This window comes from Kribbella lupini, from assembly GCF_039529595.1.
Lineage (GTDB): Bacteria > Actinomycetota > Actinomycetes > Propionibacteriales > Kribbellaceae > Kribbella > Kribbella lupini.
This window is the reverse complement of the sequence record NZ_BAAANC010000005.1, coordinates 355,811-373,181: the sequence shown is the minus strand read 5'-3', so window position 1 is coordinate 373,181 and position 17,371 is coordinate 355,811. Positions and strand designations below refer to the sequence as shown.

Annotated in this window: 13 protein-coding genes; 8 read left to right on the top strand and 5 right to left on the bottom strand. The window is 64.8% G+C overall.

Going from position 1 to position 17,371, the window contains the following annotated elements; translation table 11 throughout:
- Positions 1-14: 14 nt before the first annotated feature.
- Positions 15-479 (top strand): winged helix-turn-helix transcriptional regulator, encoded by a 465-nt coding sequence (locus ABD235_RS38305; protein ID WP_344183361.1) that lies wholly within the window; start codon positions 15-17, stop codon positions 477-479.
- Between the two features lie 96 nt (positions 480-575).
- Here the strand turns inward: ABD235_RS38305 and ABD235_RS38300 are convergent, their stop codons facing one another.
- Positions 576-1,418, bottom strand: coding sequence for an LLM class flavin-dependent oxidoreductase (locus ABD235_RS38300; protein ID WP_344183359.1), 843 nt, complete (start codon positions 1,416-1,418; stop codon positions 576-578).
- Positions 1,419-1,650: 232 nt separating this feature from the next.
- On the opposite strand from ABD235_RS38300, the gene ABD235_RS38295 reads away from it, so the two are divergent.
- The 5 genes from ABD235_RS38295 to ABD235_RS38275 all read left to right on the top strand — a co-directional run bounded on the left by ABD235_RS38295 (position 1,651) and on the right by ABD235_RS38275 (position 6,599).
- Positions 1,651-2,559, top strand: a complete 909-nt coding sequence (locus ABD235_RS38295; protein ID WP_344183357.1) for a helix-turn-helix transcriptional regulator — start codon at positions 1,651-1,653, stop codon at positions 2,557-2,559.
- A complete protein-coding gene (locus ABD235_RS38290; RefSeq protein WP_344183355.1) occupies positions 2,556-2,978 on the top strand; it encodes a (R)-mandelonitrile lyase in 423 nt (140 codons plus the stop codon). The genes ABD235_RS38295 and ABD235_RS38290 overlap by 4 nt, the downstream gene beginning before the upstream one ends.
- Before the next feature lie 2 nt (positions 2,979-2,980).
- On the top strand, positions 2,981-3,967 hold the full coding sequence (locus ABD235_RS38285) for an aldo/keto reductase (protein WP_344183353.1): 987 nt from the start codon (positions 2,981-2,983) through the stop codon (positions 3,965-3,967).
- A 345-nt stretch (positions 3,968-4,312) separates the two neighbouring features.
- Positions 4,313-5,128 carry a hypothetical protein gene (locus ABD235_RS38280; protein ID WP_344183351.1) on the top strand — a complete coding sequence of 272 codons (816 nt, stop codon included), beginning with the start codon at positions 4,313-4,315 and terminating at the stop codon, positions 5,126-5,128.
- Positions 5,129-5,960: 832 nt separating this feature from the next.
- The gene (locus ABD235_RS38275; protein WP_344183349.1) at positions 5,961-6,599 is read left to right on the top strand and encodes an NADPH-dependent F420 reductase; all 639 of its coding nucleotides are present in this window, start codon (positions 5,961-5,963) and stop codon (positions 6,597-6,599) included.
- 95 nt (positions 6,600-6,694) lie between these two features.
- Here the strand turns inward: ABD235_RS38275 and ABD235_RS38270 are convergent, their stop codons facing one another.
- A complete protein-coding gene (locus tag ABD235_RS38270; RefSeq protein ID WP_344183347.1) occupies positions 6,695-7,165 on the bottom strand; it encodes a VOC family protein in 471 nt (156 codons plus the stop codon).
- Positions 7,166-7,186: 21 nt separating this feature from the next.
- Positions 7,187-7,825 carry a hypothetical protein gene (locus ABD235_RS38265; protein ID WP_344183344.1) on the bottom strand — a complete coding sequence of 213 codons (639 nt, stop codon included), beginning with the start codon at positions 7,823-7,825 and terminating at the stop codon, positions 7,187-7,189.
- Positions 7,826-8,864: 1,039 nt separating this feature from the next.
- Here ABD235_RS38265 and ABD235_RS38260 point away from each other — a divergent pair.
- A complete protein-coding gene (locus tag ABD235_RS38260) occupies positions 8,865-11,975 on the top strand; it encodes a hypothetical protein (protein ID WP_344183342.1) in 3,111 nt (1,036 codons plus the stop codon).
- Here the strand turns inward: ABD235_RS38260 and ABD235_RS38255 are convergent.
- Positions 11,972-12,142 (bottom strand): hypothetical protein, encoded by a 171-nt coding sequence (locus ABD235_RS38255; protein WP_344183340.1) that lies wholly within the window; start codon positions 12,140-12,142, stop codon positions 11,972-11,974. The two genes, ABD235_RS38260 and ABD235_RS38255, sit on opposite strands and share 4 nt — an antisense overlap.
- A 461-nt stretch (positions 12,143-12,603) precedes the next feature.
- On the opposite strand from ABD235_RS38255, the gene ABD235_RS38250 reads away from it, so the two are divergent.
- Positions 12,604-13,629: a hypothetical protein gene (locus ABD235_RS38250; protein ID WP_344183339.1), complete on the top strand. Its 1,026-nt coding sequence runs from the start codon at positions 12,604-12,606 to the stop codon at positions 13,627-13,629.
- Between the two features lie 382 nt (positions 13,630-14,011).
- Here ABD235_RS38250 and ABD235_RS38245 read toward each other — a convergent pair whose 3' ends face one another.
- Entirely contained in the window at positions 14,012-17,044 is a 3,033-nt protein-coding gene (locus tag ABD235_RS38245; protein WP_344183337.1) for a DEAD/DEAH box helicase family protein, read from the bottom strand.
- Positions 17,045-17,371 lie beyond the last annotated feature (327 nt).

Genomic DNA, 17,371 nt, shown 5'->3' with positions numbered 1-17,371 from the left:
ACTACACTGCACCTATGACCGCACATCTCGCCGGCCGTCTCGCGGACCGCGGATCCGAACCGCTGGGTGACCGATGCCCGATCAACGTGGCCATGCAGGCCGTCGGCACCAGGTCAGCCGTCCTGCTGCTCCGCGAGGCGTACTACGGAGCGACCCGCTTCGACGACTTCGTCGATCGAACCGGCCTCACGGAAGCCACGACGGCCGGCCGGCTGAAGTCGCTGGTCGAGGTGGGCGTTCTCACGAAGGTGCCCTACCAGGAACCAGGTCAGCGTCGCAGGTTCGAGTACCACCTGACCGCCAGCGGCACCGACCTGATGCCCGTCGTCTTCGGCCTCGCCCAGTGGAGCAATCGGCACCAGCCTGCGGCCCAGACGATCACGCTGTCCCACGACGACTGCGGCAAACCGGTCGAAATCGTTGCCGAGTGCACCGACGGACACCACCTCGCCGTCGATCAGCTGACCGTCACGGCCTGACCAGCCGGTGAATCGAGGCCGTGGCTCAACCCCACGGCTACGACTCGCCGTTTGAGGACCATCCCAGGATTTACACGCCGCCGCACTTCGACGAACCTAGTCGACGCGGGGCGGTCCTGCCTTGAGGCGCCGTTCGGCGGCCTGACGGACGGCGGCCGGGTCCATCGAGGACCAGTCGGCGTCGATCCACCACGTGGCACCCGCGTCGGCCCACGGACGGACCGTCTCCGCCGCCTTGGGATCGTCGGCATGGGTCATGCCTTCGGCAGCCACGTCGTACCCGTCCATCGTCAGGCCGTGTCTCTCGCGCTCCTCCCGGATCCACTCGACACCCTGCGCGACAACCTCGGGCGTCACCTCGCCGTCGCCGACGTACGCCGGCAGCCAACCGTCCTGCAACGCCGCCCGGCGCATCGACTTCGGTCGCGGCCAGCCGCCGACGACCCAGGTCGGGACCCGCGGCTGCTGCACCGGTGGCGGCGGCGCCGGCGGCACCAGCTCCGGGATCCTGCGCGCGGTGTAGTGCTTCCCGGAGTACTCGAAGGGCTCGTCGCGCCACAGGTACGGCAACATCTCGAGCGACTCGTCCATGAGCTCCGCGCGCACTTTCCGCCCCGGGTCCTCCTCAAACAGCCAGAACCGGTCCTCCCCCGTCACCCCCAACCCGACGGACAGGATCACCCGCCCGTTGCTCAGGTTGTCGACGGTCGAGACCTGCCCCGCGACGTCCCACGGCTTCCGGCGCGGAAGCGGGGTGAGCATCGTCCCCAGCCGGATCCGCTCCGTCGTCATCGCGGCCGCCCCGAGCATCACCCAGGCGTCGATCCCCCAGATCGACTCCCAGACGAAGAACCCGTCCCAGCCGTGCTCCTCCGCGATCACGGCCAACTCGGCCGCGTCGCGCGCATCGCCCAGCGCCATCACGAATCCGTATTTCATACCTCTGAACGCTAGCGACCCGAACCGACAAGATGTGGCTCTCCAGCCGTCCCGGTGGCGAAATCCTGGCCGTCGTACGGCGTGTTGCACTGGCCATCGAACCGGGGCTGCCTGGAAACGATGCCGACAAGAAGGCCGAAGCTGTGCTCTGCCTCGGGAGGTGGGAGTCACCAACGAAAGGTGTTCTGTCAGGGCGTCCCTCAGGCAGAGCCTTCGTCGTAGCGTCGAGGGCATGGACAACCGGAGCGAGGTACGCGAGTTCCTGATGACGCGCCGTGCCAAGCTGAGCCCCGAGGACGCGGGCTTGCCCGCGGTCGGCGGCGGCCACCGCCGGGTGGCGGGGCTGCGGCGCAGCGAAGTCGCGACGCTTGCAGACGTGAGCGTCGAGTACTACTCGAGGATCGAGCGTGGCAACCTCACCGGTGTCTCGGACACCGTGCTCGACTCGATCGCGCGTGCGCTGCAGCTCGACGACGCCGAGCGCGAGCACCTCTTCGCCCTCGCCCGCGTCGCCGCAGGTGCGGCTGTCCCGGTACGCCGTCGCAAGCCCAAAACCTGGACAGCCCGGGAGAGCCTGACCCGGGCGCTGGACGTGATCACGAACGGGCCCGCGTTCGTCCGCAACGGACGCATGGACATCCTGGCCACCAACGCTCTGGGACGAGCGTTCTACGACCAGGTCTTCGACGGGCGCGGGCGCGGCAACCTCGCCCGATTCTGCTTCCTCGACGACCGCGCCAAGGAGTTCTATCCTGACTGGAACGCCGCCGCTGACGTCACCGTGTCGATCCTGCGCACCGAAGCCGGTCGTGACCCCGGCGACAAGCAGTTGCACGACCTGATCGGCGAGCTGTCCACCCGCAGCGACGCATTCCGGACCCGGTGGGGCGCGCACGACGTCCGCCGTCACGGCAGCGGCACGAAGGGTTTCCACCACCACGTCGTCGGTGACCTGACCCTGACCTACGAGGGGATGGAGCTCACCGCCGAGCCGGGGTTGTCCTTCCTCATCTACACCGCCGAGCCCGGGTCACCCAGCGAGGACCGCCTGCGCCTGCTGGCGAGCTGGGCCGCAACAGCGACCACGCAGGCTCCTGCACACCAGCCGGCCGGCCAGATCGAGAAGGAGACCCGACCATGAAGATCCTCCCCCGGGCCGCGACCGCGAAGAACCCGCCCGCCCAGTTCACCGGCGACGTGTGGGTCGACGCGATCGCCGCTCCCCAGCAACCCGACCAGCGCATGGTCGTCGCGCACGTGCGCTTCGCGCCCGGCGCCCGCACCGCCTGGCATTCCCATGCCAACGGCCAGACCCTGCACATCACCGACGGTGTCGCGCTCATCGGCACCCGCGACGGTGCCGTCGTCCGCGCCACCCCAGGTCAGACGATCTACACCCCGCCCGGGGAGGAGCACTGGCACGGCGCGACTTCGGCCGACTTCATGCAGCACCTCGCGATGCTCGAGAACACCGACGACCCCTCCACCACGACCACCTGGCTCGAGCACGTCACCGACGACGACTACACCCGCGCCCACCACGCCACAACGGAGGCCTGACCATGCACACCAGAACCCTCGGACAAGGTCTCGAGGTCTCGGCCGTCGGGCTGGGCGCCATGGGCATGTCCCAAAGCTACGGCCCCAATCCCGGCGACCGCGACGAGATGATCGCCGTCCTGCGCTCGGCCGTCGACCATGGCGTCACCTTCTACGACACCGCCGAGTCGTACGGCCCGTACGACAACGAAGAGTTGGTCGGCGAGGCCCTCGCACCGATCCGCGACCAGGTCACCATCGCCACCAAGTTCGGCTGGGACATCCAAGGCGGGCAGAGCGTCGGGCTGAACAGCAGACCCGAGCAGATCCGCCGCGTCGCCGAGGAGTCGCTCACCAGGTTGCGCACCGATCGGATCGACCTGTTCTACCAGCACCGCGTCGATCCCGACGTACCGATCGAGGACGTCGCCGGCACCGTGGGCGAACTCATCACCGCAGGCAAGGTCCGCCACTTCGGACTCTCCGAGCCGGCCGCGGCCACGATCCGTGCCGCGCACGCCGTCCAGCCCCTCACTGCCGTGCAGAGCGAGTACTCCCTGTGGACCCGCGACCCCGAAGACGAGGTCTTGCCCACCCTGGCCGAACTCGGTATCGGGTTCGTCCCCTTCAGCCCGCTCGGTAAGGGCTTCCTCACCGGCACCGTCGACACCGCCACCACCTTCACCGACGCCGACATCCGCCATCGCGTTCCACGCTTCGAGGCCGACAACCTCGCCGCCAACCAAGGCCTCGTCGACCACGTCAAGACGCTCGCCGACGCCAAAGACGTCTCTCCCGGACAGATCGCCCTGGCCTGGCTGCTCGCCCAGCAGCCGTGGATCGTGCCCATCCCCGGCACCCGCCGCACCTCTCGCATCCGCGAGAACGCCGCGGCCACTACGGTCGCTCTGTCCGCAGACGAGCACGCCGAACTCGACACCCTCGCCCAACGTGTCGGCGTGCACGGCGATCGCTACAACTCCACCCACATGAGCTACGTCAACCGCTGAGTCACGCCACACCACCCCCGCACCCCGAATCGGCAGCTCGAAAACGAGAGCCGAGCCTGCTCCGAGAGGCGTTCCACAAAGGCGAGATTCCCTGTCTACAAGCTTTTCAGCTCCGCCGACGTCTTCCCCAGCCTCGACGGTGTCTGTGCGCTTCACCTTCAGCCACTCACGCCGCCCGCCGACGTAGCGCGAGTTGGCGCCCTACTGGTTGGTCCGCTCAGTGGTTGCGCGTCGCCAGGCGGCCTCCCGCGCACCGACCAGTAGATGGGGCTCCCGCCGTTCCTCCCGTGAAGACGGCCGCTCCGTCGTCCCGCCGGTCGGACGTTTCAGGCGTACCGTCAAGGAATGGAGTGGTTGCTGTTCGCAGTGCTCGGCGGCGGTGTCGCGCTCGCCGCTCGGCGTCTGCGGGATCGTCGCGCGTCGCGGCGTGAGGATGCCGCCGATCTGGACCAGATCAGGAAGGTCGCCGACGAGGACGTCACCTTGCTCGGCGAGGAGTTGTCGCGACTTGGGGTGGATGTGGCCGGCCGCGAGCTCGACGCCGCGACCCGACGCGACTACCAATCGGCACTCGACGCCTACGATTCCGCCCAGCTGACCGTCAAGAACCTGAGGACCGGCGAGGCGATCAGCACGATCACCGACACGTTGGCCAGTGGACGCTACGCCATCACCTGTGTCCGTGCCCGGGCCGCTGGACTCGCCGTACCCGTGCGGCGCGTACCTTGTTTCTTCAATCCCCAGCACGGTCCCTCGTCCACCGATGTGGTGTGGACCCGGCCGAAGCACGGCACCCGCACCGTCCCTGCCTGCGCCCAGGACGCCGCCCGCGTCGGCTCCGGCGACCAGCCCGAGATCCGCTATGTACAGCTGGGGTCCCGTCAGGTGCCGTACTGGGAGGCCGGCCGGGCCTTCGCGCCCTATGGTCAGGGCTACTTCGCCAGCAGTGGGGAAGGCGCGAGCTTCATTCCGATGTCTGGCTTCGACGGCCAGGCAGGCGGCCACGGTGCCTGGGGCGACAGTTGGGGCGGGGGCCACGGCGGTCACGACGGTCACGACGGTGTCGGCGGACATGGCGGTCACGACGGAGGGGGCCACGGCTCGGACGGCGGCGGGCACGGCTCGGATGGTGGCGGTCACGGCGGAGGGGGCGACGGCTAGGGCGTCGCACGGGAGCTTCCCCCAATGGGTGCGAACCCCGAGCCCTAACCACCGCAATCTCGGGCCAGGCTTGTCAGCCGTGGGCGATGAGACTCATTGGCGCCCGTGAACTCGAAATATGCAAAATTCACTTCAAGCACGGAAGCGATCAACCCCTAAACGAAATGAATCGACCGGACTTGCCTCAGAAGCGCAGTTGCGGAACACCGCAGAGCTCGCCCAGCGACACCCGGCTCATCGCCGGTGCGGCGACCCCGGTGCCTGGATCGACAGCGAGAGTCCCACCTCCGAACGTCTCGAGCTCTCCAAGTGACGACGTGCCGCCCGGTCATCACCGGATCCGTGGGCTGGTCGAACTCTTGGATCCGCTACAACGTCGCGCTGTCGGTCAACGGCGCGGCTACAGTCGTCGCCATCTGGGTGCCGGTGGGACGCGTTGTGCCGTGCTTAGGACGTGCTCGGTTCGGGCTCTTCGACGGATCGAGAGCAGAGAGAGCCCCAAGTCATGTGGTGCCTGACCTGAAGTTTTCTTGGGTGCTGAGGACTTCGCACCACGCACGGCACCACGGTCGGCATGGGCTTCGACCCAGGCGCGTCCACCGATTCCGACCGCGTTGCTGCCGGGCCAGTACTTCGAGCAGTTGGGTGAGGGCTCGTCGACGCTATAGGCCCAGGGCGACTTCACCACGCTGGCGGACTGGCGGGTGTTGACTGTCGTCGACGTAGCTGTAGCGCGATTCGCGGGCGGTGGGATTGCCGTCGCCGGTCAGAGGGAACCTGAGGAGGTCAGGACGTCGATGGCGGCGCCGTGGATCCCGGCCGAGGAGTGTGAATGATGGTGAAGGTGACGATTGTCGGCGCAGGCAACATGGGTCGTGCTATCGGTGCTCGGCTCGCAGGTCAGGAGAATCGGTTGCAGGTCCTGGCCCCCACAGCCGAGCACGCCACGGGCCTCGCCGATGAGCTCGGCGATGGGGTCACCGGTGGCGGTGTGGACGACACCGTTGAGGGTGAAGTCGTGGTGCTGGCGACGCCGTACGACGGCGCTCTGGACTTCGTTGCACAACGTGGGAACGACTTGACCGGCAAGGTGGTCGTCGACATCACCAACCCCGTGGACTGGGCTTCGTTCGACCGTCTGGTGACCCCGTCCGACTCATCGGCTGCGCAAGAGATAGCGGCGAGGCTGCCCGAGGGCGTTCCGGTGGTCAAGGCATTCAACACCACATTCGCCGGCACCCTGTCCAGCGGCGAGGTCGCCGGGCAGCAGCTCGACGTCCTCGTCGCTGGTGACGACCAGGACGCGAAGGAAAAGGTGATCCGGCTTGTGGAGTCGGCCGGCCTGCGTGCTGTCGACGCCGGGCCCCTGCGTCGCGCACAGCAGCTCGAACATCTGGGGTTCCTGCACATGGCTTTGCAAGAAAGTTTGGGCAGTGAGTACGGCAGCGCGTTGAAGATCGTCACCCCCTGACGCCGGCAGTTGATCGGTGCGGGAGGAGCTGGGGACACGCAGCGCTCTTTGACGTGCACGGTGCTTGCTGCAAGGGCGCGGTCGTGACGGCGGGGTCAGTAGGTGATCCTGCCGGGAATGCGCTCGGTGACCTCTTGGAGGACCCATGTGTTGCCGTCCGGATCGGGGAACGCCGCCTGGCTGACGTACGAGCGGCCCTCGGGGTCGCGCCCGGGCTCGGGCTCCCCGCCCGGGGCGGCGTGGAAGATGTCGCCGATCTCGATGCCGCGGTTGCGGATCTCGGCGTGGGCGGCCTCGATGTCGTCGACGATCAGCAGCAGGCCCTTCAGCGGCGGACCGGCGGGCGGGCCGAACTGGATCGACGCCGGCGAGCCCGGCGGGGTGAACTGCACGGCACGCACCTGCTCGGTGAACTGGAAGTCGATGTCCAGCTGCCACCCGAGGCGCTGGTAGAAGTCTTTGGCCCGGTCGAAGTCGGTGACTGGGATGCGCGTCACCTCGAACTTCAGGGGCACCTTGGCCAGGTCCTGTCCTTCGGGCGGCGACGGAATGCTGTTCACAGACATGATGGCTCCTTCTGGGCGACGTCAGTTCAGGACGTTCGCGCTCCACAGCTGGTTCTGGCCGACGTGATCCGGGTTTCCCCGCAGGCGCTGGATCTTGATCTGGGGAATCTTCTTGTGGGCCGGGTTACCTACCAGCGTCATCGCGAACGGGTGTTCGAAGTCGGTCGTGTTCCCCATGATGATGGGGAAGTACAGAGGGCCGGTGGACGGCGAGTCGGTGGTGTCGAGGATGAACACCGTCGACCCTGGAGTGTCGCACGGCTGCAGTGTGAGGCCGGCGTTCTGGTACGGCGTCCCAGGCAGACCCGAGCAGAGGCCGGTGCGCACGCCGTTGGGCGCGTATTCGAGTTGGACAGCATCCAGGGGGCCGTACTGTGCGTTGATCGCGGCGGACACCATGTCGACCTCGTAGAAGGACGTCACCGACCCGGTGGACCTCACGATGATGTCGCCGGCGGGGTTGGTGGTGCTCGGAGGCGCCAGGATCGCCGGGGTGCCCACCGCCGCGGTGCCGCCGTACACGGTCTCTACGAACCGAGGGTTCGTCGGGGAGCCGTATCTCGCGCTGTAGACCTGAATGCAGTGCAGGCTGCACCCTGGTGTAGCGGCGTTCGCTGGGACCGCTGCCACAGCGCCTGCAGCGCACAGGACCGCTGCCACCGTCGCGATCGTCAGTTTGCATTTCGTCGCCGTGCTGGGTCTAGTCCACATACCGGGGTACCTCCGGTCTGAAACCGCGTAAAGCGCGGCTTCTGCCGATCATTGGCGACAACCTGCTTGATCGAGGGGTTGACGCCGCCGTTGGCCCCCTCCGAGCGCGCACAGCGCGGCACCCATACCCCCAGCGATGGATCCGCGACGCCTGGACCCGTTCCAAAAAAACCTACGCCCACCAGTCTCGAATCACAATTGCCCAACCACCATTGACTTTGAGGACCCGTCTTCCAGGACGCTCACAAGGGCCAAGTCGGCTGCAACGTCCTCCAACGCCTAGGCCGCAGAGCATCCTGCCGTCCGAGATCGCGGTGTGGTTGCCCCAGCTGATCGATACGTACGGGCCGCCGACAGCTCGGAGCGCGTTCCTGGTCCTGAACGGGGGTCTCGAACTCGCGACGGCCGACGAGCTCAGCAAACGCAATTATTTACAAGCTATTTCAGCTCCGCTGACGTCTTCCCCAGCAGCCTGCGCGCGACGATCAGCTGCTGGATCTGCTGGGTGCCCTCGAAGATGTCCAAAATCTTGGTGGTGCGAGCGCGACAAATTCACGCTTTCGGCGAAATCGCCCTCTGACCTGCACGTTTACCGGTCATCGTTGGTCAGCCATCGCCGACCTTCGTCAGTGGTCGACGGAGCAGTGACGGAGCAGACGAACCGCCGAGCCGTCGTCGTGCGACGCTCCGACACCAGCGTCGCGTGTGGCCAGGGTGCGTGTCCGAGGGGGGACACGCACCTTAACCACACACGTGAGCCTCATCGCGTGATGCGCAACTATGCGCGTGCGGCCTGCCGCAGCTGGGCTCTTGGCCAGGCCCAATTCATGGGCGCCGGTCTGCACGCGGTCGGCACTGAGCCGGGAGCGGATAGTCCTCGCCCCCCGGACTGGCATACGGCTCGCGGAAGGCGAAGAACTGTCGGTGGCAAGCGCTACGCTCGACAGATCTGCAGTTGAAGCGTGGAGAGCGTTGGAAGGACGGCCCGGTGCCCCAACAGGATTCCTGGCGGCCGCTGTCGCTGGACTCATCGCTGCGTCAGGCCGCCGGCGAGACCGTTGCAGCCCCGCTCCTCGCCAAGCTGGGATCTCTGCCCTTCGGCGAGCAAACATGGGAAGACTTCGAGCGACTTCAATGGCGGATCATGCAGGACGTCGAGGGTCTACGCTACGCGCAGGTCTACGGTGAGCGAGGCCAGAGCCAGTACGGCCTGGACATCGTTGCTCTAGCACCTGATGGGTCTGGGGTCGCCTTGCAGAGCAAACGGTACAAGCGGTTCGGACCGGCAGAACTGAAGGCCGCCGTCAAGAAGTTCCACACGACCAAACGGCCATTTGAGATCGACCGCCTGATCATCAGCGTGAGTCGGGAGATCAAGTCGACTGGGGTTGTCGAAACTTTGGCCGAGCTCCGGCGAGCGCACAAACCGCTGATCCTGGATCTCTGGGACGGGCAGGAGCTGTCAAGGCTCCTGCGCCCAGCGCCGGCGGTCGTCGTCGAATTCTTCGGAATTCCGACGGCACAAGCATTCTGCCTGCCCTTCGAGTTGGCTCCGACAACGATTCCGTCGGTCGACGCTGTCGCAGTTCGCGAGGCCTTGGCCAGGACTCCCGATATGACGACGGGCGCGAGTCAACTCCTTGAGCAAGCACGAACGGTGCAAGATCCGACCGCAGCGCTCAGACTGGTCGAGGAGGCGCAAGTCCGCCTGCGAGACGCTGGCTTTAGCGGTCACGCAGCGCTCCACGAGCCGCGGCGAACAGAACTCCTCGCGAAGTTAGGACGCGCTGATGACGCGGCTCGCCGGATCCTGGATGAACTGTGGGCAGCCTTGGACCAGGGCCTGACCGGCACTGCGCAGGTTGTCCGTCAAAGGCTCATGGCGGTTACGACGAACAAGGCAGATGGGGCACGGGTTACCAGCCTCATCAAAGCTGCGAATGTAGCATTCAACCTCTATTTCAACCCTCTCGCTCACCTACCCGCCGTGGAATCCTTGGCGGTCGGCGACGACAGCGACACGATCCGCCTCGCGGTCCTGGCCGGCGAGATCGCGCTGGCCAACGATGACCTTGAGTGGCTGCGCGACGGACAAGAGGTCCTTACTGCGTATGCGCAGAAACCAACAGACAACTTGTGCCTCGTGACACGTCTCAGGCTGTTAATCGCGGAAGCGAGTGGAGGGTGGGCTGACCTCCTCGAAGATGCTCGGAAGGTGCGACTCGGCTACGACCTCCTCGGACTGGTGACCGCTCGCTACGCAAGGCATTGCGCCATCCATCAACGCTTCGAAGAGGCAGACGTGTTCTGGGATGAGGCTGCCGGAGCCGCCAGCCTCGCCAGCAGGTGGATCGATGCCTCGACATGGATCTTCAGCCGTCGAGCGTTCAGAGCGCGCTGGAAGCCCTTTACAGGTAGCGAGTTGCTACCGATGCAAATTGCTGTCCGGCAGATGGGCCCCGCCCTCCCGATCATCACTATTGACCAGAGCGCCCTTCAAGACGCACTGAACGAACTCCACCGTCGGAAGTTGCGCGCGGCTGCGATCGCGGCGCAACGGGCATTACGAGACGCCGTGTCGACGAGTAACTGGGCCGGCGAAATCCAGGCGCGGCAGGTCGTCGCCGCGATCCTGGTCGAGTCCGGGGAACCTCAGGCCGCCGCCCGGCAGCTCATCCGAGCCGGGGACGTCAGCGGCCTCAAGGATCTCGCGAAGACCTCTGAGACCCAGTTCATCGACGTCGTCGCGGACCTCGATAGTCTTAACTACTGGACGGTCGGCTCGGCGTATCGCCTGCTTGCAGCGCAAGCCGACCTCATTCCAGGAGATCTGGTAGATCCCATCGCAATTCGCATCGTTGAAGAACTCGCGGCAGCCGAGGAAGGGCGCGTCGCCGATTTGCGAGTCATGAACACCTCTCGGTACGGCGGAGCGATCAGCGCGTTGGCGGGTATGAGCGAGCGCCTGTCCCAAGAACACGCCGCAGCGGTACTGGCCCATTTCGAGCGTCAGCCACCGGTTGAGCCAAACCACTACCGGTACCACGACGAGGACGAAGCGGTGACCACAGCTCGCGTCGTACTCGCACATGAAGACCTTCGGAGCTCAGGCACAGCTCATCTAGTGGCCCTGCTAGCCCGGTCCCAATCCGCTCGCAACAGCACGACGGCAAAGGCGGTCGACCAGAACATCAACACGGCCCGACCGTACCTCTCCGCCGTGGTTGGCGAAGGGCATGAATGGGCCCAGGAGGTGCTCGCGTTTCACGATCCACAGGCTGTACCGCCTGAAGCTACGCGCGGAGCGCTGGAACGGCTGACGACTCCGCTGGTCCACGTACCCGGCGTCCTCACCAGCGGGACTCGCGCGATCGGAGACTCGTTGCTGGTCCTGGGGCAGAGTGCCGCGCTCCTGGAACCTGCAATTTCCGAACTCCTGACGAGAGCCGAGGACCCGCACGTCGGATCGAGTGACCGAATCGACTACTTGCTGGCTGCGGCAAACATCGCTCCTCATCTCAAGAACGCCGACCGCCGCAAGCATTTCGCGACCGCGATGCGGTGCGCGGACTCACCGACCTCATCTATGCAGGACGACTTCGAAAGTGGTTTCGGGCACGCGCTCGGGGCGATGCGGATCCAGCATTCGGACCAAGACAGCCGTGATCCAGCGGTCTACCTGGCTGCGTGCCTGGCGACCAGCGCGAAGCAGCAGGCTGACACCAGGATTCGGGCCTTTGCTCTCCTAGGCGGAGGTAGGAAGTCGGACTACTGGCCGACCAGGGCGCTCCAGAAGCTCGGCTCGGTCTTGAAGGAAGACCTCGGTTATCTCACCGCACAGGGGTGGGCCCTCCGATCGTTGGCGGCGATCGTCTGGGCGACCGACGGCGAAACACAATACATCGGGCTGCGACTCGCCCAGGATCCCGATGTGCGAGTGCGGCAAGCCCTCGCCAAGGCGCTCGCCGATCAGCCGGCACGGGACTACCAAGCCACAGCACGCAAGCAACTGGAGCGCGACCCCGCCTTCAGCGTCCGCCGACATCTCAAGTCGCGGGAGAGGGACAAGTCCACAGACACACCGGTCCCGGAAACCTAAGCAACTTGGAGTGATGACACCTCCATCAGCGTATCTGGGTACCGCTGGAGGGCGAGTACGGCGGCCTCGATATCGTCGGTGACAGCCCAGACGGCGGCTCGGCGATCGGGCTGCTCACCAATGCCTCGATCATCGGCGAACCAGAGCTCTTCGACTTCGACGCGCACTGCGTGCACTGTGCAGCGCAGCAGGATTGACGCCTGTCTCAATTGCGCTGTGCGCCGTCGTCCATCGCGGCAGGTAGCATTCACGGGTGAGTGACCGTGGGCTGTTTACTGAGTTCATAAAAGCTGAGAAGCCGCTGTCGAGATACTTGTGGAGCCGCCCAGAGGTCCGCAGTCTACTCAATGCTGTCCGGCAAGTCGGCTCGATTGATGAGTTGGCTATCTTTCGAGGAACAGATCTTCAGAGCCGGATCTCCGCTATGAAGCCAGCGCTGCCGTCCGTAGGACCGCTACAGCCGGGACAGGTCCGCGATCACGGTGGTGAACCGCGAGACGTTGGGGGCGGTACCCGCCTTTCGACGACGAGGTACTACGTACGATGCCTCGTCGAGGGCGATCCGGACTTGCTCCGCTATTGGCCAGACGAGAGCGATCGTGATCTTAGAACCGTCCACCACGACCTGATGGCGAGGATCGGTGGATATGAGAAACTTCAGCACGCTGCCGACGAAGATGCCAAAGAATATTGGCGACTAACGTTGACTTGGCAGCTCCTCACTGTGAAATCTGATGGACCGTGGGCCCTTTACTCATATCTGGATCTGACGCGCGAAGAGGAGCGGACTCTTGCCTCAGATGGCGGCCTAGGCCAGCGTTTGCAGTCACGGTACGACGAGCTCCTCGCAATCGTCGCTGCAATTGCGGACCAAACAACTCACTTCTATGACGTGGAGTTGGCCAATGTCGTGGCGTCGGTTGCCGACGAGCGAGGCGATGTTCTGAGTGATCGCGCCGAAATCTTGCGGAGCATCAGCCTGCCAGGCGAGTGGGCCAGCGATTCCCTCCAACTCGATGAGGACAGCGCCGCGGCGGAGATCAGTACTGGCGATGGGGCACCGGCCGCGGTCGCACTCGACGTGATCGGCGCGCGCTATCGTCTCAGTGCGAAGTCGTTCAAAGACGTCCTCACCACCATCAGGATCTGGGCAGACGCTGTAGAACAGAACCCCAGAGGATTTGGACACCTGGATGAGGATGCGGTAAGCGACGTGCTCGCAGCGACGCTCAACGCCACAGTTCCGAACGCTGGCCGCGAGGTGTACTCACGAAGCGGCAAGACCGACATCTTCATCAGCGCTGATGTCCTCGCCGAGGGCACCGGGCCAGCGAAGGTCTATATCTGTGAGACCAAGTGGGCCGGCGGACGGGCTCCGATCGTACAGGGTTTGCAGGAGCAGATCTTTCGTTACGTGACAGCACATTCCACCGATGCGACCTTGCTCGTGTTGTGTCGGCACAAGAACTTCAAAGCTGCTCAACGGAGAGTGCATGCATGGGCTTCAGAGGCTGAAGGCTTCGAGTCCCGACGCAACAGTCCAATCGACGGTTGGCCTCTGCTCCGGTACCGCGTAGACGGACGCATTGTTGAAGTCTGCGTCGCGACCGTCTCGATCCCGCCGGTGCTTTCACGCAAGGGGCGACGAAAATAACCGTACCGTTCACCGAGTACCAGGCGACTGCTGGTGTTGAAGCGATGTGATCGATCGCTCGTGAGTTAGCGAAGAGCCAACGGTCATGCTAGCGCGTGACCGTTCGTGCGGCCTCCATCCCTCGCGAGGTACTGATGAGCCCTGACGTATGCCGATGAAGGATGGCACCGACGGCGAGCTAACGCCTCGCGGCTCGACATTGCCACTCCGCCATCGAACCAGGTCGGAGAGCTGGGTTCTGACCTCCTCCAAACTTCATGCCATCGGGCTAGGACGGCGCTCAGACACCTGTCCTTGAGCGGCTTCGTGCTAGGCAGTTCGACGATCGCCATCGGGCAAGGGACGCGAAGGGGTATCGAACTCAGCTCGGACTGCTTGAAGTTCACTCGCTCGATAGGAGTTCGATCTCCGCGATCGAGGATGCAGCGTCGTGCAAGACCGTCAGGAACTCGCGGACCTGCTTCGCCGCAATCGTCGGAGCACCGCCACTGAGGTCGGTTCGCAACATGCTGATCGACAGCCCGGGCTGAGCGATCGCGATTCGTCCTGCGGCAATTGGCGGAGGTCGATGGGCGAAGCCCCATTTCGGGTGCTCGGGGTCCTGGCCACAGAGGATCAGTAGGAGACGCTCATTCCCCTCCACGACGGAGATCCTCGGGGTGTCGTCACCAGTCATCCGCGCCCCTACGGTCCGCCAGAACCTGGGATCTGTGATGTACCCGCGACTCTTGACTGCCTGTTGCGCGACGGTCTGCATGTCCTTGACCCGAACGCCAGGCTTGGCCCCCTCCGTGGCCTTTGCGTGCCACAAGGACAGATTGACTCGCCTACCAGGATCGACCTCGACGACGATGTAGTCGGCGATCTCGCCCGGCCCGTCGTTGCCAAGAATCCACCGGTGGTTCGCTCTCTTCGGCTGACGACGGAGGTAGTCCTCAAGTTCTTCGTGGACCGAGTGACCGAGCCCCTTCTCGTCCGCCTTCTTCTTCGTTTCGGCCTGAAGGTTCACCTGATCCCACTTAAGCGAGTTGTAGAGGATCGCGGGCAGAGTCGTCCGCTCGTCCCGAGACTCGTACAGCACGGATCCGATGCAGGTCTGACTGTCGAGGAAGAAGATCGTCGGCGGCTTTGCCGACAGAAGCTGCTCCAACTGCAGAGTCGAGCCGAAGAAGCCCATCTTGATCTCAAGCGCTGCTCCGGAGCAGTGGAAGTCTCCGTCGGTGTCCTGGTAGCCGTTCCACGCCTCCTCCTCCGGCTTCGCAGGATCGATGGCAACCACGGGAAGGCGTTCCGCCGTTCGTTCCTGCGAGGTGTCGAGGTGCAGCTCCAGGGATTCAACCGGCCGGCCATCCAGCGTCCTCCAGTCCATGGTGCGGAGCCCGGGACTGTGCTCGATCACCGCAACCTCGGAGTCTGGGAACGCGGTCAGTCGGCGGCCACGAGTCACGTTGGGCAACAGCCGGCCCGCCGCGGATGTGGTGGGCAGCCAGTACCTGGACGCCAGATCGGCCGCGAAGACCTCGTAATTGCGCAAGGACAGATAGCGGCCCTCCCAGTACTTGCTCTTACCAGTCGCGACGCCGGCTGAGAACGCACCTCGCCCCGAACCAACCTGAGCGATCGCATGGCCAAGCGCACGTTGATCCGTGTCAGCGGCTCGGAGGCCCCGATCGACGCCACTTCCCGCGAACATGGTGTACGACGGAACGCCTGCGCTCCCTCGGTATGTGTTGCGGACGCCCACCGACGAGACGGAGATCCGATCCAGCGCGTCGAACGCCTCCTGCAGTCGCCGAGGATCCGTCGTTCGTGCGTACTGCTCTGCACCGAGCGCGGTGCGCAACTGGTTCCTGATTGCTCCGTCGGCACTGTTGATGAGCAACAGGTGGGGCTCATCGATGCGCGGCGACGGAATCCAGGTGACCAGGTGGAGGTCGTAGGTCGGTGTGTCGAGACCGGGGCTCGACGCATGCCAGCGCGGCCTATTCGTTGCAGTCGTCACGACAACCAGAGTCGAATTGGCCTGATTCATCGAGCTGTAGATGATCGACTGACCGTTGAGGCGCCCACCTTCGAGAAGCGACTCCGGCACCTCGCCGTTCACGATCGGAGGCTCATATCCGTGCTGCGTGTCGACTTCGTACAGGACAACACTGCACGCAGGCGTGATCGCGTTCAGCGCGAGACTCGGCGGCGCTGCACCGAACTCGGCCACATAAGCTCTGTCCGCGGCGGCCTCCGCGATCTCGTCATCGATCAGTCCAGGTAGGACCTGAACCCAGTCCGCATCCTCCGCATAGAGCTCACGCACCGCGCCTTGCAAATGCGGATGCATATCGATGTCACGAACTGTCACCAGCACCGACGCCTGCGGGTAGGCGACGTCGACGCGAGCGAGACGACCGAGGAACTGTGTCGTCGCAACCAGCGATCTGTGCTTGTCGTGGTACGCCGCGATCCGAAGCCTCGGAAGGTCGAAACCCTCTCCAAGCATGTCGACAACGGCGACCGCACGACACTCTCCCGAGCGGATCCTTCCGACCAGTGCCTCTCGCTGACCATCGTCCATGCCGCCGTGCAGCGTCTCGACTTCCATCCCGAGAGACCGATACAGGTCGGCGAGGGCCGCGGCACGCTTACGTGTCCTGGCCCTGATCATGACGGAGCTAGTCGCGTGGTCGGGTTCGTTGGCAATGCGGATTGCCTCCACGGCAATCATGCGATCCGTGCTCCCCTGCGTCGGCGCGGGCGGTAGATCGAGAATCGTCGGGTGAACCGGCTTGTAGAACCCGTTGCTCAACGCCAAGCTCACCGGATAGTGGTAAAGCTCCGTGCCGGGCAGGCGCTGCCGATCCCGCCGTCTCGGGGTTGCTGTCAGCAAGAGCGCGTCAGCATCACCGAAATGCTCCAGGATCGCGCGCCAGGTAGGCGCCGGTGAGTGGTGAGCCTCGTCAACGATCACGAGGTCGAACAGACCTCGTGGTGGTGGCTCTCCGTCCGTGTAATACGCCGGGCTGATCGCGTTCGGCAAGGCGACGACTACATCGGCATCACGGACCTGCTGCCAGTCCGATGTAACTCCGATCAGCTCAAGCACCGACGGGTTCCCCGCACCACACAGTGCGCCGACATGTCGCAGTACGTCCTGGCTTTTGAAAGCCTCAACAGTCTGCTTCCGCAGGTCGCGACTCGGGACCACCACCAAGACTCTCGCGGCCGTGAGGAGGTGTGGTGCCGCCACGGCGACCGCTGTCTTCCCCGTCCCGGTGGGAAGCGACACCAGCGCTGGCGGCTGCCGCGGTATCGACCAGTGCCCGATCAACGCTCCGAGTGCTCCGAGTTGCGCCGGTCTCCAACGGTCACGGGAGTTCTCGTTGAACAGGCTGAAACCCGCGTCACCGCCGTAGTAACCCATCGCTCATTCCCCCCAACATGGGCGCCACGCTGTGTAGCTACCCCGCCCGATGTATCCGAAGTCGAGCACGGTCCGTTACAAGTATCGTCGATCTCGTGGCTGCGTGCGAAAGGTGCTGTCTACAACACAGCTGCCGGCGAACGCGTATACCTGCAGCAGACCCCTCTTCATCGACTACGAAGCAACCTTTGCCCGTTTAGCTACCAGGCTGCTGCTTCCGAGGTCGTCACGGCCAAACCGCTTGGCATCGCATCCCTGTCGACATCCTGTGGTCGAGACTCCAAGCCCTCAGAGCGAAGCCGCTGATGCGCGGCTTCGGAGTGCGCG